Source organism: Candidatus Eisenbacteria bacterium (assembly GCA_020847735.1).
Lineage (GTDB): Bacteria > Eisenbacteria > RBG-16-71-46 > RBG-16-71-46 > RBG-16-71-46 > CAIXRL01.
This window is the reverse complement of record JADLBL010000027.1, coordinates 1-16,945: the sequence shown is the minus strand read 5'-3', so window position 1 is coordinate 16,945 and position 16,945 is coordinate 1. Positions and strand designations below refer to the sequence as shown.

Genomic DNA, 16,945 nt, shown 5'->3' with positions numbered 1-16,945 from the left:
GCGGCGGCGTGCGCCGGCGAGGCGCGTGCGCCGAACGGTCCTTCGAGGCGGACGAACGGTGTTCCGGCGCCTCCCGCGGGTCGCCCGGCTTGCCGCCTGCGGGTGTTCCGCCTATCGTCCGGCCCCGAACGGACCCGCACCTCGCACGACTTCGAGTTCCGCAGCTCTCGGCCCGCAGGAGGTGGACCCCATGCGCTTCCGTATCGCACTCACTACGTTCCTGCTCGCGGGTGCCTGCGCGTTCGCCGCCGGCATCGCGAGCGCCGCCGCTCCGGAGGGAAGCCTCTACTGGATCACTCCCATGGCGGGCTACGGCCTCTTCTCGGACAAGCATCTCTATCCGACCGACGCACCCCTCAAGGACGCGCCCGTCTTCGGCGCCCGGGTGGGCGCGCGCCTCAACACCTGGTGGGGCCTCGAAGCGGCCGGCGCGTACTCGAAGCCGAAGGAGGACAACGCCCGCGGTGACGAGGCGACGGTCCTCAACGTCTCCGGCAACCTGATGTTCACGCCCGTCACCTGGAACATCGGCGGGCCGTACCTCGCCGCCGGCGGCGGCTACGTCCGCTACGACACCGACGTGACCGGCGTCGAGGAGTCGCACTTCGGCACCTTCGAGCAGGCGCTGGGCTGGCGCGCGTGGATGGGCGACCACATGGCGCTGCGGCTCGAGGGCCGCAACGTCCTCAGCGTTCCGCACGAGCACTGGACGCGCTCGAACAAGGCCGACCAGCAGCTGTGGGCAGGACTCGACTTCGCCTGGGGCGGCACGCCGAAGGACACCGACGGCGACGGCGTTCCCGACAAGAAGGACAAGTGTCCCGACACGCCCGCGGGCGCGACCGTGGACGCGACCGGCTGCCCGACGGACTCCGACGGCGACGGCGTCTATGACGGCCTCGACAAGTGCACCGGCACGCCCAAGGGCGCGACGGTGGACGCCTCGGGCTGCCCGAAGGACTCCGACGGCGACGGCGTCTACGACGGCATCGACAAGTGCCCGGACACGCCCAAGGGCGCGACGGTGGACGTCACCGGTTGCCCGAAGGACTCCGACGGCGACGGCGTGCTCGACGGCCTCGACCAGTGCCCGAACACCCCGACCGGCGCGACGGTGGACGCCAAGGGTTGTCCGACGGACTCCGACGGTGACGGCGTCTTCGACGGCATTGACAAGTGCCCCAACACCCCGGCCGGCCTCAAGGTGGATTCCGAGGGCTGCCCGATCGAAGTGACCGAGAAGGAAACGCAGTTGCTCGACACCGGCATGATCCGGCTGCAGGGCGTCAACTTCGAGACCGGCAAGTCCGACCTGCTTCCGGACTCCTACCCGGCGCTCAACGAGGTCGGGACGGTGCTCCGCAAGTGGAAGCAGCTGAACATCGAGATCGGCGGGCACACGGACTCGCGCGGCACGGCGGCGTCGAACCAGAAGCTGTCCGAGGCCCGGGCGCAGTCGGTGCGTTCGTACCTGCTGACCACCTTCCCGGACATCGATCCGAACCAGCTGACCGCGAAGGGCTACGGCGAGTCGCGGCCGATCGCCCCGAACAACAACGCGCTCAACATGGCGAAGAACCGCCGCGTCGAGTTCGTGGTGACCAACAAGGACGTCCTCAAGAAGGAAATCGAGAAGCGCAAGCTGCTCACGAAGTAGCGCCGATCGAACTCTCCGCACGGCAAGGGGCCGCGGCAGCAATGCCGCGGCCCCGCCGCTATTTCGGGGCGAATCCCGCAGCGGCTGCGGCTGTCGCCCCAGCGACCGCCATGGCCGCGGAGAGCGTCCTGCACGCGCCCGCCTCGCGGGGCGCGAGGCGCGCCCGCAAGCTCCTCGCCGCCAACGGAGGTTGCGAATCGCACGCCGGGCGGGGCGCACGGCGCCGGCGTGCCCCGCGGGGAACGGTCGTTGCGCTACAGGTCCGGCATGAGACGCCCCGCCGAAGCCCGTATCGCCGGCGGAGCGCCTGGAGCGAACCCCGGAGGAACCCGAACGTGACGACCCGACCCCTGCTTGGCGCGCTTTCGCTGGTGCTGGCCGCGGGACTGTTCGTGGCGGGCTGCTCGAGCCTGCCGACCTCGCCCGCGGAGCCTCCGGCCGGCGGTCCGCCCTCGGGCAACACCGACTCGACCTCGACCGAAACCCCGGCGCCGGCGGTAAGCGTCTCGCGGTCCAAGTACGTGCGCGCCCTGCTCGGCGGCACCGTCGCGGCGGGTAACTTCCGGGTCGTGATCCCGGTCGGCGCGCTCTCGGGCGACGCCATCGTCACCGTGCGCCAGCCCGACGTCACCAGGCCGGTCGTCGAGCTGAGCATCACGCCCGAGGAGCGCAACCGCTTCCTCGTTCCGGTGCTGCTCGTCGCCGACGCCAGGCCGATGGAGCCCACGCTGGTGTCGCTGTCGTACCTGTCCTGGTGGAACCCGGATTCCTCGAGCTGGGAACGCTGCGGCGGCGTGTCGGTGAACCTCGCGACCGTTTCGATCACGGCCCCGCTCTCGCACTTCTCGACCTATCGCGTCGAGACGGACGGCAAGGCGGGCTGGTAGTCCGCGGCAGGTTTCGGGCGGACGCGCGGGCCGGAGGCGACTCCGGCCCGCGGCGCTTCTTGGTGGCGGCCGCTCAGCGATGGCAAGATGCGCCGCGCATCGCCGTTCGCTCCCGGCCACCACCCGAGGCCCGTTCATGACCATCGCCACGCCCGGTTTCACGGGACCCGACGCCGACGAGTTGATCGCCGTCCGTCGCGACCTGCACCAGCACCCCGAGCTCGGCTTCGAGGAGGTGCGCACCTCGGGCATCGTCGCGACCCGATTGCGGGCGCTGGGACTCGAACCGCGCACCCAGGTGGGCCGCACCGGCGTGGTCGCGACGCTCCGCGGGGCGCGGCCGGGACGGACCGTGCTGCTGCGCGCCGACATGGACGCGCTGCCCATCCACGAGCTGAACGAAACCCCCTACCGTTCCAAGGCCGACGGCAAGATGCACGCGTGCGGGCACGACTGCCACGTCAGCATCCTGCTCGCGGTCGCGCGCAGGCTCGTCGCCGGGGCGAAGGATCTGGCCGGCAACGTCGTGTTCGTCTTCCAGCCCGCCGAAGAGCTCGGCGGCCCCAAGGGCGGCGCCGAGGCGATGATCCAGGACGGCCTGCTCGAGGACACGAAGCCGGACGCCGCCTTCGGCCTGCACGTCTGGCAGGACCTGCCGGTGGGGGTCGTGGGGGTGACCGCCGGGCCGTGGATGGCGGCGGTGGACGAGTTCACCGTGACCGTTCGCGGCCGCGGCGCGCACGCAGCGATGCCACAGGTCAGCCGCGATCCCGTCGTCTGCCTCGCGCACATGGTGACCGCGCTGCAGTCGATCGTGTCGCGCAACACCGATCCGTTCCAGCAGGCGGTGGTGAGCGTCACGCAGCTGCGCGCGGGCACGGCGTTCAACATCATTCCCGAGAGCGCGTGGATGAACGGCACCATCCGGATCTTCGATCGCGACCTGTGGGCGGCGATCCCGGGCCAGTTCGAACGCGTGGTGAAGGGCGTGGCGCAGGCCATGGGCTGCGAGACCGACGTGCTGTTCGAGCGCGGCAACCTGCCGACGGTCAACGATCCGGCGATGTGCGCCCACGCGCGCGCCGCCGCCGCCGAGGTGGTGGGAGCCGAACGGGTGCGCGACGACGTGCGCACCATGGGCGGGGAGGACTTCTCGGCGATCCTCGCCCGCGTCCCGGGCGTTTTCATCGCGGTGGGCTCGCGCAACGAGTCGCGCGGGCTCGTTCACGACCACCATCACCCGAAGTTCGACGTGGACGAGGACGCCCTGCGCATCGGCGCCGAGGTTCTCCTGCGCACGGCGAAGAGGTACCTCGCGTCATGACGACCCGGCTCCGCTCCGTCCTGCCCGCACTGATCGCGTTGCTGCTCGCGGCCGCCTTCGTCCCCGCGGCCCGCTCGCAGGACGACCTGCCGACCAATTGGCGCGACGCGCAGTCACTGCTGCGCGAGGCGGCACGCGACACCGTCGGGCGCGGCGAGGACCCCGTCCGCCTCGGCGCGCTCGGCCAGCTGCTGGTGCGGCTCGGCCGCTTCAACGACGCCGAACGAGTGCTGCAGCGGGTGCTCGCGGTGCGCCCGGCGGACCCTGCGGCGCTCGCGGGCCTGGGCAAGATCGCGCTCTACCGCCATCACGTTCCCGAGGCGGAGAGCCTGCTCGTCGCCGCCGGGTCCGCCGATGGGGCCGCGCGTGACCTGTACGCGGCGCGCCTGCGCACCGGCGACTGGAAGGGCGCGGCGGCGCTGGCCGAGGCGGTCGGCGACCTGGGCCGGGTGCCGCTGCTCGAGCGACTTCAGGAAGTCCAGGCTTTCGAGCTGCTGCCGGGACCGGACTCCGACGCCATCGGCTTCGTCCGCTCCTTTCCCGTGCCGATCGTCAAGGCGCGCCTGAACGGACACGTGGTGCTCGCGGCGATCGACCCGGGCTCGCCCGGCGTCCTCGTGGACCCGTCGGCGATGCGGGCCAACGGCGTCGAGCGGCTGGCCGGAGAGCGCGCGGTCTTCTGGCTGGGCTCGCGCGTGGCCGCGAGCAACGCCCTCGCGCGGAAGCTCGAGCTGGGGCACATGGGGCTGGCGAACGTTCCGCTCGCCGCGACGTCACTCCACCGCTACAGCATCGACGTGAACCCGCTCGGCCGCGACATCGGGCTCGTCATCGGCCTGGACTTTCTCGAGCACTTCGGCGTGACCCTCGACTTTCGCGCCCAGAGGATCGAGCTGGCCCGGCCCGGCGCGGCGGTGACGGCGCCGGGACAGCGCGTCCCGTTCGAGCGCTGGACCGAGAACCAGCTCGTCGCCTGGGGCACGATCGGCGGCGGGCGGCGCGTGTCCATGATCGTGGGCACCGGCCTGCCGGGAGCCGGCTTCGGCGGCCCCGCGGACGTCTTCGACGAGCTCGGGCTGCGGCCCGGCAAGATGGCGAATCTGATGCGCGGCCCCGGCATGCTCATGCAGGGCCGGCCGTGGACGCAGGTGCCGGTGCCCACGCTCGCGCTGGGCGGTGTCGTCGGCGACCGCGTGAGCGGCTGGATGGGCGCGATGGATCCGGGCGAGGCGTGGAGCGAGGGCGCGCGCCTCGACGGCGTGCTCGGTCCGGAATGGTTCCGCGGTCGCCGCGTGACGTTCGACTGGGCGAAGCACGAGATGGTGTTCGCGAGCCGCTGATCGGCGGCGGCGCGCATCGCTCCGCGTGGCGCGCGGCCGCGCCTACGGCTGTTGTTGCGCCCCGCCTTCGCGTTCGCCACCCGCTGCCCCCGAGCCGGGGGCCCTGCGGTGGTTGTCGGCGCCGGGGTTTCGCACCAGCGTTCCGCCGATGCGCACGTTGGCGCCGTAGTCGTAGACCAGCTTGCCGCCCTTGAAGCCGGAGACGCCGACGAGCGCCGCGGCCGCAAGCTGCAGGATCAGCGCGAGCGCCGAGACGGCGCCCGCCGCTCCGCCGGCCAGGCGTGAGGCCACGACGTACGCCACGACCGCAGCCCCCGAGGCCCACAGGGTGTAGCGCCCCCACGCGGCGTGCCCGTCAATGGCGTCCTCCGGCACGCCCTGCTCGTGCTCGGGGACACGGTGCGCGATCTGGCCGGACTGCACCGCCGCGAACGCCCCGAGGAAACCGAACACCAGCAGCAGCACCGACGTCCTGCGCACCCACTCGCGATCGAACAGCCGGCCGACGATCGCGAAGAAGGCGCTGAAGACCAGCAGCGCCACGGGCGTGTGCACGATCTGCGGGTGGAACCGGCCGAGAAGGTCCATGACGCTTCGCTCTCCTGAAGAAGTGGGCTGCGGATGCGGTCGCGCGGAAATCCCGGGCAGGACCGTAGGGTTTCGGCGCGGAGGGACGCAAGGGCGCCCGGTGGCGGATGCCGATTCGCCGGAAGTCCTCTAGTCTCCCGCGTCGTGGACGCCCCCCGTCCCCATCCGCTGCGTTCGGTCGTCTCGGCGCTCGTCGTGCTGGCGCTCGACGCGGCGCTGCTCGCGCTCGGGCTCGGCGACCCCGGACTGCTGCTGCGCGACCCGCGCGCGTTCGCGTTGCTCGTCGTCTGGGGCCTCGCCGGTTTCACGCTCGCGTTGCTGCGCCCGGTGCGCGGCCAGGACGCCACCGCGTCGAGCCCCGATCCGCCCGTGATGCTCGCGTTGTTCGTGCTGCCGCTCGTGGCCGCGCCGCTCGGCGCCTACGGCGCGGCGCACGCCCTGTTCACGCTGCCCTGGGCGAACACCGTTTCCTGGTGCGGCGTCGCGCTGGTCGCCGCCGGGCTGTGGCTGCGCATCGCGGCCATGGCCCGGCTCGGCCGGCGCTTCTCGCCGCTCGTCGCGCTGCAGAAGGGACACACGCTCGAGACCGGCGGGCCCTACGCGTTCGTGCGGCACCCGGGCTACCTGGGAGCGCTGCTCGCCTGCCTCGGCGGGTCCGTCGCCTTCGGCAGCGCGCTCGCCCTGCCGGCGCCCGCGCTCATGCTGGTCGCGCAGCTCGCCCGCGTGCGCCGCGAGGAAAAGCTGCTCGCGGTGCGCTTCGGTGACGAGTGGTCGCGCTACGCGGCCCGCACCGGCGCGCTCCTGCCGCGACCGGGCCGCCGGGGCTAGGCCGGCGCCGGCAAGGCAGCGTTCGTCGCCCGCCGCTGGTGCGTCCGAACCGTGGTGCCGAATCGGGGAATATCCACTAGACTGCCGCGCCATGCGCATTCTCTACCATGTGATGTCGGCGCCCGCGCCGCTCGGCCTGCTGTTCCTGGCGGCCACCGAGCGGGGGCTGCGCTATGTCGAATACATGGAGCGCAGGAGCCTCAAGCGCATGATCGCGGCGCACGCGAACGACCATCCCGGCGCCACGTGGGAGCCTTCGGTCCGCGAACTTCGACCGCTCGTCGAGCAGGTCGAACAGTATTTCTGCGGAACGCGCAAGACGTTTCAGGTGCCGCTCGATCCGGCCGGCAGCGAGCATCAGCGCCGCGTCTGGCGGGCGCTCGCCGGGATTCCCTACGGCGAGACGCGCAGCTACGGCGACATCGCGAAGGCGATCGGCGAGCCGCGGGCCGCGCGCGCCGTCGGGCTCGCGGCGAACCAGAACCCGCTCGTCATCGTCGTGCCCTGCCATCGCGTGATCGGCGCCGACGGCAAGCTGGTCGGCTACGCCGGCGGGTTGCCGCGCAAGAAGGCGCTGCTCGCGCTCGAGTCCCGCTTTCGCGGCCTGCAGGACGTGGACGGCGACCGCGTCATCGAACAACTCCACGTGAAGGTGAGCCGGCCGGCCGCACGCCCGCGCGCGAAGAAGCCGTCGAAGCCCGCGCGCCGGCGCCCCGCGGGCGTCGCGGCCGCCCCGGCGGCGCGAAGCGCGCCGCCCGCGAAGGCCGCGCGCCGCGTCGCCGCACCGGCCCCTTCGAAGACCCGCGCCACCTGAACTGATCCCGGTCCGGCCGGTGGCCACCCCACAGGAGCATCCATGAGGAACCGCTGGCCGTTGCCCGCCGTCGCCGCGCTCGTCGCCGCGCTCGCATTTCCGCACGCGCTCCGCGCCGGACAGATCCGCGTGAACGTCTCGAACTACGCCTTCACGCCCTCGAGCGCGAGCGCCAACCTCGGCGACCACATCGTCTGGGTCTGGACCGGCGGAGCCCACACGGTGACGAGCGGCGACTTCAACACCGATCCGATCCTCACCGGCGACGGCCTCTTTAACTCGAGCCCGACGGGCTTCTCGCCCGTGGGCGCGACCTTCTCGTGGAAGTCCACGGTCACCGGCTCGCGCCCCTACTACTGCCAGCCGCATGTCCCCGAGATGGCGGCGACGCTGAACCTCGTCGCTTCGGGCGCCGCCGGCGTCGCGGATTTCCGCCTGACCGAGGTTCAGTTCAACGCCGCCGGAAACCTCGACCTGATCGAAATCGCGAACCTCGGCGCGGCCGGAAACCTCGGCAAGTACCGCCTCAAGGTCGCGGGCTTCGCGGTGCAGACGCTGCAGATCGGCGCGTCCACCGACATCGTCGTGGCCGGCGGCGGGCGGGTCGTGCTGCACTGCAACACCACGGGCACGAACAGCGCGACGGACCTCTACCTGCCCGCGATCACCAACCTGCCGGATCAGGGCTCGGTCGCGCTCTACGTGCCCAACACGATCTACACGTCGCTCGCGAACGCCGACCAGATGATCGATTTCGTCCAGTGGGGCGCCGGCGGACAGGAGAACGAGGCGACCGCGCAGGCCGCCGGCTTCTGGGCCGCCGGGGCCGCGATCCTCAACGTCGCGTCGGGCCACTCGATCGAGTTCTGCGGCCAGCCGGGGCAGTACGGCGCGGCCCAGTGGCACGAGATCTCGACGCCGAACTTCGGCGGCGACGGCAACTGCGCGACACCGACGTTCGGCACGACCTGGGGTCGGATCAAGAGCCTCTACCGGTAGTGCTCGTAGCCCCGGCCGGGCAGCGGCTCCTCGCGACCGTCCTCGCGCTGCAGCAGCAGCGCCCCCGCCGTCGCCGTGAACTGGCCGATCCGGAAGAGCGGCGTGCCCGCTTCACGCGCGGCCTCGGCGCAGGCGTCGAAGCGCCCGGGCTCGATCGCCAGCAGCAGCTCGTAGTCGTCCCCGGGCGAGAAGCGCAGGCGCTCGATCCAGTCGCCGGGCGACGCCGGCGCATCGTTCCCGGCCGGGACGGGCAGGGCCGAGAGCGCGTGCGCCGCCTGCACGAGCTGCGGGTCGTCCGGCAGCTTGCGCGCCAGCACGACCGCGCCGACCCCGCTGGCGGAGCACAGGTGTCCGAGGTCGCCCGCGAGCCCGTCCGAAAAATCGATCGCCGCGTTCACGCCCCCCGACTTCGCCATCGCCGCGGCCGCGCGCACCCGGCTCGGCGGGTGGGCGAACGCCTCGAGCAGACCCAGCGGCGCATGCCGCGGCGATGGCGGGCTCGTCGCCGCCGCCAGCGCGAGCAGCGCGGCGGCGCGGCCGGGGTGTCCGGTCACCGCCAGCACGTCGCCCGCGTGTGCGCCGGCGCGGCTCCAGTACCGGTCGCGCTCCACCTCGCCGAGCAGCGTCACGCTGAACCAGGCGGGCCCGTCCGTCGCCGACAGGTTGCCGCCCACGACGGCCGCGCCGTCCTGCCACAGCGTCTCCGCCATCGCCGACTCGATCTCGCGCAGCTCTCCGGCGTCCGCGCGCCCGGGCGCACCCACCGAAACGAGCGCCCAGCGCGGCTGCGCCGCCATCGCGGCGAGGTCGCTCAGGTTCGCGACCGCGAGCCGGCGGCCGATCGCCCGCACGTCGAGCAGTCCGCGGTCCCAGTGCCGCCCCTCGACGAACGCGTCCGTCGTCGCGACGAGGTCGCGGCCGACGTGCGGTCGCAACACCGCCGCGTCGTCGCCGGGGCCGAGCACGACGCCCTCGCCGCGCGGAAGCGCGGCCACGATCCCGCGAATGCGCTCGAACTCGCCCGGCGTCTCAGGCGGCATGCCGGTCCCCCCACTCGCGGGACGCCGGCAGGAGCACGGCCAGCAGCAGCGCGGCGACCGCCGCGAGCGCGGCGCCGAGCAGGAACGTCACCGCCGGGCCGGCTCCCTCCCACAGCGCGCCGGCGACGATGCTCGCGGGCAGCAGGGCGAGACCCGCGACCGTGGCGTGGACGCCGTAGGCGGTCGCGCGCAGGTCGCGCGGCACGAGATCCGCGATCAGGCTCTTCGCCTGCCCGTCCATGAGCGCGCTGTGCAGCGCGAGCAGCAGGAAGGCGGCGACGACGCCCCACCGGGTCGCGTGCAGGGCGAGCATCGAGTAGGAAGCCGCGTAGGCCGCGTAGGCGGCCCACAGCAGCGGGCGGCGCCCGACCCGGTCCGACAGGCGGCCGAAGGGGAGCGCGAGCAGCGCGAAGGCGACGTTGTAGGCGAGGTAGACGAGCGACACCTGGCCGGCGCTCCAGCCGGCCGACTGCGTCCTCAGCAGGACGAACGCATTGCTGCTGTTGCCGAGCTGGAACACCGCGTCCACGATCAGGAAGCGCCGGAACGCCGGCCCGAGCGCGCCCGCCTGGTGGCGCACCGAGCGCGCGATGCGCGGCGCGGCCGGCGCGGCCTTCACGATCAGCGCCAGCACCAGGACCGAAAGGAGCGCGGGAATCCCCGAGACGAGGAAGATCCGCCGGTAGCCTTCGCTCCCGAGCCGTTGCCAGTGCGACAGCAGCCACCAGCCGAGCAGCGGGCCGATCGCGGCGCCGAGCGTGTCCATGGCGCGATGCAGGCCGAACGCGCGGCCGAGGTCCGCGGGCGCGACCGAGTCCGCCAGCAGCGCATCGCGCGCGGGCGTGCGCAGCGCCTTGCCGAGCCGGTCGGTGAAGCGCATGCCGAGCACGAAGCCCCAGGTCGAGGCGAGCGCCATCGAGGTCTTGGCCGCGCCGCTGAGCGCGTAGCCGAAGACCGCGAATGGCTTGCGCCTTCCCATGCGGTCCGACAGCCAGCCCGAAGACAGGCGCAACACCGAGGCGGCGCACTCGGCGACGCCTTCGATGACACCCAGGCTCACGACCGACGCGCCGAGCGTCACGGTGACGAACAGCGGGAGGATCGGCGTCAGCATCTCGGTCGAAACGTCGGTCAGCAGCGAGGTCCAGCCCAGCGCGACGACGTTGGGCGGAATGCGGCCGGGCGTGACGGCCTGCGGGCTTTCGACTCGGGCGGGCGCCATGGTCGGGCAGCCTAGTGGACTTCCTGCGCTTCGGCATCAGCCGCTAGATTCCCGGCCGACGCCTGTCTCCGGAGCCCCGCGCGGGCCGGCGGCCGGCGACCTCCCGAGCACACGAGGGAACCACTTTCATGGCGACGACCTACACCAGCTATCTCAAGGTGGACGAGCTTCTCAGGCTCCAGCAGCCGCTCTCCGACGGCCCCCAGCACGACGAGATGCTGTTCATCGTCATTCACCAGGTCTACGAGCTGTGGTTCAAGGAGCTGCTCCACGAGGCCGACTTCCTCGCCGCGGAGTTCGGCCGGCCCGGCCAGGGGCGCGCCCTCGGAACGCTGCGGCGCATCCTCACCATCCTGAAGGTCGCGGTCGCGCAGATTGACGTGCTCGAGACCATGACGCCGCTTGAGTTCCTGTCGTTCCGGGAACGGCTCGAGTCCGGCAGCGGGTTCCAGTCGTACCAGTTCCGCGAGTTCGAATTCGCGCTTGGACACAAGACGGCGGCCGCCCTCGAGCGCTACCCGCGGGACAGCGACGCACATCGCCGCCTGCAGGCGCGGCTCGAACGCCCCACGCTGTGGGACGCGTTCCTGCGCATGCTCGCCGGCCGCGGCTACGCCGTTCCCCCCGGGCTGCTGGCCCGCGACGTGCGCGCTCCCATCGAACCCTCGCCGGAGCTCCAGGCCGTCCTCGTCCAGGTCTACCGGAGCGACGTCGCGACCGCGGGCCTCTGTGAGCGGATGCTGGACCTCGACGAGGGCCTGCAGGAGTGGCGGTACCGGCACGTCAAGATGGTGCAGCGCACGATCGGCTCGAAGCCCGGAACCGGCGGCTCCTCGGGCGCGGCCTACCTGATGACGACGCTCCATCGACCTCTGTACCCCGACCTGTGGGAGATCCGGTCGCAGCTGTGAGCCCTCCGTCCATCACGCTCGCGGCGCTGCGGCGCACGCCGAATCCGCTGGCCGCTCACTACGGACGCTTCCGTGTCGGCGAGCGGGTGCTGCTCACCGGGCACTCGCATCAGGCGTGGCCCGACGTCACGCGCGAGGCGCAGCTCGAGGCCTGGGACGACGCCGCCCGCGAGGCGGACGGGAAGTGGGAGCGCGCGTTCGCACAGGCGTCGCTGGTGCGCGCCGGGTTCGCGCGCCGGCTCGGCGCCGGCGCGGAGGAGATCGCCCTCGGCCAGAACACGCACGAGCTGGTGACGCGCTTCCTGTCGGCGCTGCCGCTCGAGTCCCGGCCGAAGCTGGTCACGACCGACGGCGAGTTCCACACGCTGCGCCGCCAGCTCGACCGGCTCGGCGAAACGGGGCGGCTGCACGTCGTGAAGCTGCCCGCGCGCCCGGTCGCGACGCTGGCCGAGCGGCTCGCGGGCGAGGTGGATTCGCGCACCGCCGCCGCGCTGGTTTCGTCGGTGCTGTTCGAGACGGCCGAGATCGTGCCGCATCTTTCGCGCCTGCTCGCGGCCTGCCGGCGCGAAGGGGCCGAGCTGCTGGTGGACGCCTACCACCAGGTCAACGTCGTCCCCTGCGACCTCGACGCCGACGGACTCGGAGACGCGTTCGTCACCGGCGGCGGCTACAAGTACTGCCAGCTCGGCGAGGGCTGCTGCTTCCTGCGCGTGCCGCCGGCCCGCGAGCATCTGCGGCCGGTCCTGACCGGCTGGTTCAGCGAGTTCGCGCTGCTCGCCTCCCGGCCCGCCGCCGGGGTTCCGTACGGCGCGGGGCCGGGGCGCTGGGCCGGCTCCACGTACGATCCCGTCTCCCACTACCGGGGCGCGCGCTCATTCGCCTTCCAGGACGAGCAGGGTCTGAGCCCGGCATTCCTGCGTGAAACGAGCCTCCACCAGGTCGGGTTGCTGGCCGCCGGGTTCGACGACCTGAATCTCGACCCCGGGGTGGTGACCCGCGATCGCGGCACCCCGCCGGCCGGCATGGGCGGGTTCCTCGCGCTGCGCTCACCGCGTGCGGCGGAGCTCTCGGCCGCCCTGCGAGGGCTCGGCGTCTGGACGGACACCCGGGGAGAGGCGCTGCGCCTGGGCCCCGCCCCGTACCTGTCCGACGCGCAGCTCGAAGCCGCCCTGGCGGGGCTCGCGGAGGTCGTGAGGGGGTAGTGACGGACGGCCCTGGGGACATTTCCGGTATTGACGCTGGGCGCCGGTGCGGCCGAAGCTCATGGGTGCCGCGCGGCGAGCCTTCCCCCCGCCATGCGCGGCCGGCCGCCCCGGGGTCCAGATGAACGTCCGGCAGATTCTTCGGCGTTCGCAGACCATCGTCGGGCTCGCCAGGGATGCGCGAAGCCTGACGTCGGTACCGCGTCGCCTGAGCCAATTGCGAGCGCGCCAGTCGCTGATTGACGCGTACCTTCGATCGCATCCGGTGCGCAAGCTGCACCTGGGGGCGGGGCCCGCGCTGCTCGAGGGCTGGCTCAACACCGATCTGGCGCCGGCCTCCGCCTGCGTCGCCTACCTCGACGTCACGAAACCCTTCCCGCTCGCGGACGCGTCGTTCGACTACGTCTTCAGCGAGCACATGATCGAGCACATCCGCTGGCCCGAGGGACGGTTCATGCTCTCGGAGTGCCGGCGCGTGTTGCGGCCCGGCGGAACGCTGCGCGTCGCGACGCCGGACCTCGAAATGTTCGTGCACCTGTATGGCCACCAGGACGATCCGCGCGGGATGCGCTACGTGCGCTGGGTCACCGACCGCTACCTGGACGGACAGCAGCCGTGCAGGCCCTCCCTGGTCATCAACAATCTGTTTCGGAGCTGGGGTCACCAGTTCCTGTACGACGGCGACCTGCTGGCCATGACGCTCGGGGAAGCGGGCTTCGCGCGAATCCGCCGCGCATGCCCCGGAGTCTCGGAGCACGAGGCGCTGCGAGGGATCGAGTCCCACGGGAGGCTGGTCGGCGACGAGGACATGGGTGCGTTCGAGACGCTGGTCTTCGAGGCTTCCCGGCCGGCTTGAGTCCAGCGGGCGAATGACTCCGCCGGCTGGCATCCCTATGGAGAATGGCGTAGGTTGCCGCCATGACGGAAACGGCTAGCCGACCGAAGCCCGCTCGGCGGGCGAGCCCGGACGACCCGGTCGCCGGCAGGATCCGCCAGCGGCGACTCGGGCTGGGCTGGTCGTTCAAGCGGCTGAGCGAGGCCACGAGCGGCCTTGCGCCCTCGTTCCTGTTCAACATCGAGTGCGGCCGCAAGGTGCCGAGCGAGGACGTCGCCGCGCGCATCGCGCACGCGCTCGAAGACGGCGCCTTCGAGGCGACCTATCGTGCCTGGGCCCGCGCGAAGAGCCGCGGGCGCACCGGGCGCATGGACCACGAGGCGATGCTGCGGGCCTGGGAGCAGCTGCGAAACCCGTTCGGCTCTCCCCCGCCGGCGGCCCGATCCGTGTCGGCGCCCCCGGCAACGGGCCCCGGCGCCACCGTCCGCGACGGCAGCCGACTGCGCATCCCGGTGCTGGCGACGCCGCGCGACCCCGGCGACGGCGTTCGCCCGCTGCCCGAAATGATCATCAACACCCTGAGCCTCGACCCGGGACTGTGGGGCCACGACTCCGGCCTCGCGCGGGAGCGGTTCGAACGGCTGCGCCGGCCGTTCGCCTTCCCGCTCGAAGAGCCCCAGGCCGCGAGCGTGTCGTTGCCGGGCGGATACCTGGCCATCGTGACGCGCGAGCCGGTCGGCGAGCCGGCGCCTCGCGCCGTCTACGTCCTGCACTGGAACGACCGCCTGGAGCTCGCGCGCGGGGTGACTCTCGCGGGCGGACCGATCCCCGAGACGCTCCGCAGGGCGGGTCTCGAATCCGCCTCGCAGATTCTCGCGGCCGTCATCGGCCGCATTGATCTGCTCCTGCCCGACGTCCGGTCGTGAACCGTCCCGCCGTCCCCCTCCGAATCGCCCCGATCGACGCGCCGACACTCGAGTCGGTGAAGCCGCGGCCGCCGGACCTCCGCCCGGCGCTCGAGCCCTACCGCGTGCTGTTCCCGCTCGGGGCGCTGTTCGCGATCGCCGGAGCCGCACCCTGGCTCGTGGCCGCGGTCATGCCCTCGCCGTGGCCGGGACCGATGCACGCCGGCCTCATGATCCAGGGATTCGAGCTGTGCTTCGTGACCGGCTTCCTGTTCACCGCGCTGCCCGCTTTCACCCATGGCGAGAAGTGCCGCCCCTGGGAGCTCGCGGTCGTGACCGCCGGAGCGGTCGGGTTCGGCGGGCTTCAGGCGGCCGGGCTGGTGGCCGCGGCGGGCCTCGCGTTCGGCCTCACGCTTCTCTTCTCCCTCGTCGCACTCGCGCGCCGGGTGCGATTCGGCGGGGCCGCTCCTCCGGAGGAGTTCCTGCTGGTCGGCCTGGGCGTCGTGCTCGGCGTGCTGGCCGGGCTGGCGCAGGCGCTGTTCGCGACCGGCCTGCTCGTGGAGCCCGCGCCCCGGTTCGCGCTGCGGATGGTGTCCCGCGGCATGATGCCGGCGCTCGTTCTCGGGCTCGGCGGCCTGCTCGTGCCGACGTTCGCGATGATGAAGGATCCGCTCGCGATCGTCGGCGTCGCGCGCGCGGGCCAGCGGCTGCCGCGTCGCGTCTTCGTCCTGGCGATCGGCGCGTTGCTCGTGTTCGCGCTCGTGTGCGAGGCGCGCGGCGCCGCCGCCCTTGGCGCCTGGTCCCGCGCGATCGCCGGGCTCGTCAGCACGATGCTCGCCTGGAAGCTGTGGCGTCCGCCGGGGCGGCGCGTCGCGCTCTCGTGGGCGCTCTGGGTCGCGGGCTGGTGCGTCGCCCTCGGCCTCGTGGCCGCGGCGGCCCTGCCCGCTTACGAGGTCACCGCGTGGCATGTCGTGTTCATCGGCGGCTACGGCCTGCTCACGCTCGCGATCGCCACGCGCGTGGTGGTGTCGCACGGCGGGCACGAGATGCGCGAGGAGGGCGCGGTGCTCGGCCCGGTCGCCCTGCACGCGGTCGCGGTCGCGCTGGTGTTGCGCCTGGCCGCCGACGGGGCCGCCCCCGCGGCGCTGCGGCGCGACGCGCTCGCGGCGGGTGCGTGGGTGGTGGCCTGGGTCTGGTGGATCGCGCACGCCTGGCCCCGCATTCGCCGGACGCGGCGCCGCATGATGACGCCGCCGGGCGCTCCGAAGCGCTGAGCGGCGGGCGGCCGCGGGCGCTGGCCGCGGCCGCGCCCGCGTCGTAGAGTCGCGTGCCCGCGAAGGCGCGGGACCCGCGCCATGCCCCCTTCCGACGACACATCGGCCATCCAGGTCCGACGGCTTCAGCCGCGTGACGCCCCCGAAGCGCTGTCCTTCCTCGACAGCGATCCGGTCGCGAACGTCTACCTGGTCGCGCTCGTGCTGCGCGACGCTTTCGCGCGCCCCGGACACACCTGCTGGGCGGCAAGCCGTCGCGGGCGGCTCACCGCGCTGCTCTACCTCGGCGGCAGCTCGGGCGCGGTGTTGCCCATCGGCGACGACCGCGAAGCGCTGCGCTTGCTCGGCGAAATCGCGTCGCCGCTTGGGACACCGCCCCGCTTCCAGGTGATCGGCGCCCAACCGTCCGTCGCGGGGTTGCTCGAGACCTACCCGGGAGGCGGGCTCGAGCCGCGCCTGCGAAGGCGCCAGATCTACATGGCGCTCGCTCCGGGCGCGTTGCCGGTGATCCCCCGCCTGCCCGAGCTGCGGCCGGCGCAGCGCGAGGACTACGCGCTGGTCTACGAATCCGGCGCGCAACTGCGGGCCGAGGAGCTGCTCGAGGATCCGCGCGAGGAGGACCCGGTCGCCTACGCACGCCGGACGGAGGAGGAATGCCGCGACGGCCACACGTACGTGTGGCGCGACGACCGCGGGCTCGTCTTCCGCGCGAGCATCAGCGCCCTGACGTCCGAAGCCGCGCAGGTTTCGGGCGTCTGGACCGCGCCGCCGTGGCGCAACCAGGGGGTCGCGCGCCGGGCGCTCGCGGAGCTTTGCGTGCGGCTGCAGGAACGAACGCGCGACGTATGCCTGTTCGTGAACGACACCAACGCGCCCGCGATCTCGCTGTACCATCGCCTCGGTTTCGCCGACCGGCTCGCGTGGGCCTCGGTCTTCTTCGTCCACCCGTCCTAGCCCGACCTGTTCATGAGCCCATGGCCTGCAAGTGCCGCCTGCCCGCGAATCGCTGCGTCGCAGGGCTGGCCAGCTTCCTCGACGTGTCACCGACACGACTGCGTCGCTGGCCAGCCCTGCTCCTTGCGCTTCACGGGCATCCGTCACTCTCGGCTCACGGTTCAT

The 16,945-nt window shown here is 72.7% G+C and carries 16 protein-coding genes; 13 read left to right on the top strand and 3 right to left on the bottom strand.

Annotated features, from left to right (window positions below):
- The first annotated feature begins 190 nt into the window (after positions 1–190).
- The 4 genes from IT347_14755 (at position 191) to IT347_14740 (ending at position 5,208) form a co-directional block, all read left to right on the top strand.
- Positions 191–1,657, top strand: a complete 1,467-nt coding sequence (locus IT347_14755) for an OmpA family protein (GenBank protein MCC6350845.1) — start codon at positions 191–193, stop codon at positions 1,655–1,657.
- Between the two features lie 335 nt (positions 1,658–1,992).
- Positions 1,993–2,544: a hypothetical protein gene (locus IT347_14750; GenBank protein MCC6350844.1), complete on the top strand. Its 552-nt coding sequence runs from the start codon at positions 1,993–1,995 to the stop codon at positions 2,542–2,544.
- A gap of 136 nt (positions 2,545–2,680) precedes the next feature.
- Entirely contained in the window at positions 2,681–3,868 is a 1,188-nt protein-coding gene (locus tag IT347_14745; protein ID MCC6350843.1) for an amidohydrolase, read from the top strand.
- On the top strand, positions 3,865–5,208 hold the full coding sequence (locus tag IT347_14740; protein MCC6350842.1) for an aspartyl protease family protein: 1,344 nt from the start codon (positions 3,865–3,867) through the stop codon (positions 5,206–5,208). Before IT347_14745 ends, IT347_14740 begins: the two co-directional genes overlap by 4 nt.
- A 42-nt stretch (positions 5,209–5,250) precedes the next feature.
- Here the strand turns inward: IT347_14740 and IT347_14735 are convergent, their stop codons facing one another.
- On the bottom strand, positions 5,251–5,796 hold the full coding sequence (locus tag IT347_14735) for a DUF2231 domain-containing protein (protein MCC6350841.1): 546 nt from the start codon (positions 5,794–5,796) through the stop codon (positions 5,251–5,253).
- A gap of 144 nt (positions 5,797–5,940) precedes the next feature.
- Between IT347_14735 and IT347_14730 the strand changes: the two genes are divergently transcribed.
- The 3 genes from IT347_14730 (at position 5,941) to IT347_14720 (ending at position 8,437) form a co-directional block, all read left to right on the top strand.
- Positions 5,941–6,624 (top strand): isoprenylcysteine carboxylmethyltransferase family protein, encoded by a 684-nt coding sequence (locus IT347_14730; protein MCC6350840.1) that lies wholly within the window; start codon positions 5,941–5,943, stop codon positions 6,622–6,624.
- Positions 6,625–6,715: 91 nt separating this feature from the next.
- Complete coding sequence (locus IT347_14725) at positions 6,716–7,438, top strand: methylated-DNA--[protein]-cysteine S-methyltransferase (GenBank protein ID MCC6350839.1); 723 nt, start codon at positions 6,716–6,718, stop codon at positions 7,436–7,438.
- 42 nt (positions 7,439–7,480) lie between these two features.
- On the top strand, positions 7,481–8,437 hold the full coding sequence (locus tag IT347_14720; GenBank protein MCC6350838.1) for a hypothetical protein: 957 nt from the start codon (positions 7,481–7,483) through the stop codon (positions 8,435–8,437).
- Here IT347_14720 and thiL read toward each other — a convergent pair.
- Positions 8,428–9,477 carry a thiamine-phosphate kinase gene (thiL, locus tag IT347_14715; protein ID MCC6350837.1) on the bottom strand — a complete coding sequence of 350 codons (1,050 nt, stop codon included), beginning with the start codon at positions 9,475–9,477 and terminating at the stop codon, positions 8,428–8,430. The two genes, IT347_14720 and thiL, sit on opposite strands and share 10 nt — an antisense overlap.
- Positions 9,467–10,699 (bottom strand): MFS transporter, encoded by a 1,233-nt coding sequence (locus IT347_14710; GenBank protein MCC6350836.1) that lies wholly within the window; start codon positions 10,697–10,699, stop codon positions 9,467–9,469. The genes thiL and IT347_14710 overlap by 11 nt, the downstream gene beginning before the upstream one ends.
- 128 nt (positions 10,700–10,827) lie before the next feature.
- Between IT347_14710 and IT347_14705 the strand changes: the two genes are divergently transcribed.
- The 6 genes from IT347_14705 (at position 10,828) to IT347_14680 (ending at position 16,780) form a co-directional block, all read left to right on the top strand.
- The gene (locus IT347_14705) at positions 10,828–11,610 is read left to right on the top strand and encodes a tryptophan 2,3-dioxygenase (protein MCC6350835.1); all 783 of its coding nucleotides are present in this window, start codon (positions 10,828–10,830) and stop codon (positions 11,608–11,610) included.
- Positions 11,611–11,636: 26 nt separating this feature from the next.
- Positions 11,637–12,812 carry a kynureninase gene (locus tag IT347_14700; GenBank protein ID MCC6350834.1) on the top strand — a complete coding sequence of 392 codons (1,176 nt, stop codon included), beginning with the start codon at positions 11,637–11,639 and terminating at the stop codon, positions 12,810–12,812.
- A 121-nt stretch (positions 12,813–12,933) separates the two neighbouring features.
- The gene (locus IT347_14695; GenBank protein ID MCC6350833.1) at positions 12,934–13,668 is read left to right on the top strand and encodes a methyltransferase domain-containing protein; all 735 of its coding nucleotides are present in this window, start codon (positions 12,934–12,936) and stop codon (positions 13,666–13,668) included.
- A gap of 62 nt (positions 13,669–13,730) precedes the next feature.
- Entirely contained in the window at positions 13,731–14,573 is an 843-nt protein-coding gene (locus IT347_14690) for a helix-turn-helix transcriptional regulator (protein MCC6350832.1), read from the top strand.
- Positions 14,570–15,826, top strand: coding sequence for an NnrS family protein (locus IT347_14685; GenBank protein MCC6350831.1), 1,257 nt, complete (start codon positions 14,570–14,572; stop codon positions 15,824–15,826). Before IT347_14690 ends, IT347_14685 begins: the two co-directional genes overlap by 4 nt.
- A gap of 81 nt (positions 15,827–15,907) precedes the next feature.
- Positions 15,908–16,780, top strand: a complete 873-nt coding sequence (locus IT347_14680; GenBank protein ID MCC6350830.1) for a GNAT family N-acetyltransferase — start codon at positions 15,908–15,910, stop codon at positions 16,778–16,780.
- Positions 16,781–16,945: the final 165 nt, after the last annotated feature.

Coding starts and splice junctions, on each gene's coding strand:
- IT347_14705 (MCC6350835.1), top strand. CDS start 10,828: ATGGCGACGACCTACACCAGCTATCTCAAGGTGGACGAGCTTCTCAGG.
- IT347_14695 (MCC6350833.1), top strand. CDS start 12,934: ATGAACGTCCGGCAGATTCTTCGGCGTTCGCAGACCATCGTCGGGCTC.
- IT347_14725 (MCC6350839.1), top strand. CDS start 6,716: ATGCGCATTCTCTACCATGTGATGTCGGCGCCCGCGCCGCTCGGCCTG.
- IT347_14720 (MCC6350838.1), top strand. CDS start 7,481: ATGAGGAACCGCTGGCCGTTGCCCGCCGTCGCCGCGCTCGTCGCCGCG.
- IT347_14710 (MCC6350836.1), bottom strand. CDS start 10,699: ATGGCGCCCGCCCGAGTCGAAAGCCCGCAGGCCGTCACGCCCGGCCGC.
- IT347_14735 (MCC6350841.1), bottom strand. CDS start 5,796: ATGGACCTTCTCGGCCGGTTCCACCCGCAGATCGTGCACACGCCCGTG.
- IT347_14740 (MCC6350842.1), top strand. CDS start 3,865: ATGACGACCCGGCTCCGCTCCGTCCTGCCCGCACTGATCGCGTTGCTG.
- IT347_14745 (MCC6350843.1), top strand. CDS start 2,681: ATGACCATCGCCACGCCCGGTTTCACGGGACCCGACGCCGACGAGTTG.
- IT347_14755 (MCC6350845.1), top strand. CDS start 191: ATGCGCTTCCGTATCGCACTCACTACGTTCCTGCTCGCGGGTGCCTGC.
- IT347_14680 (MCC6350830.1), top strand. CDS start 15,908: ATGCCCCCTTCCGACGACACATCGGCCATCCAGGTCCGACGGCTTCAG.
- IT347_14690 (MCC6350832.1), top strand. CDS start 13,731: ATGACGGAAACGGCTAGCCGACCGAAGCCCGCTCGGCGGGCGAGCCCG.
- thiL (MCC6350837.1), bottom strand. CDS start 9,477: ATGCCGCCTGAGACGCCGGGCGAGTTCGAGCGCATTCGCGGGATCGTG.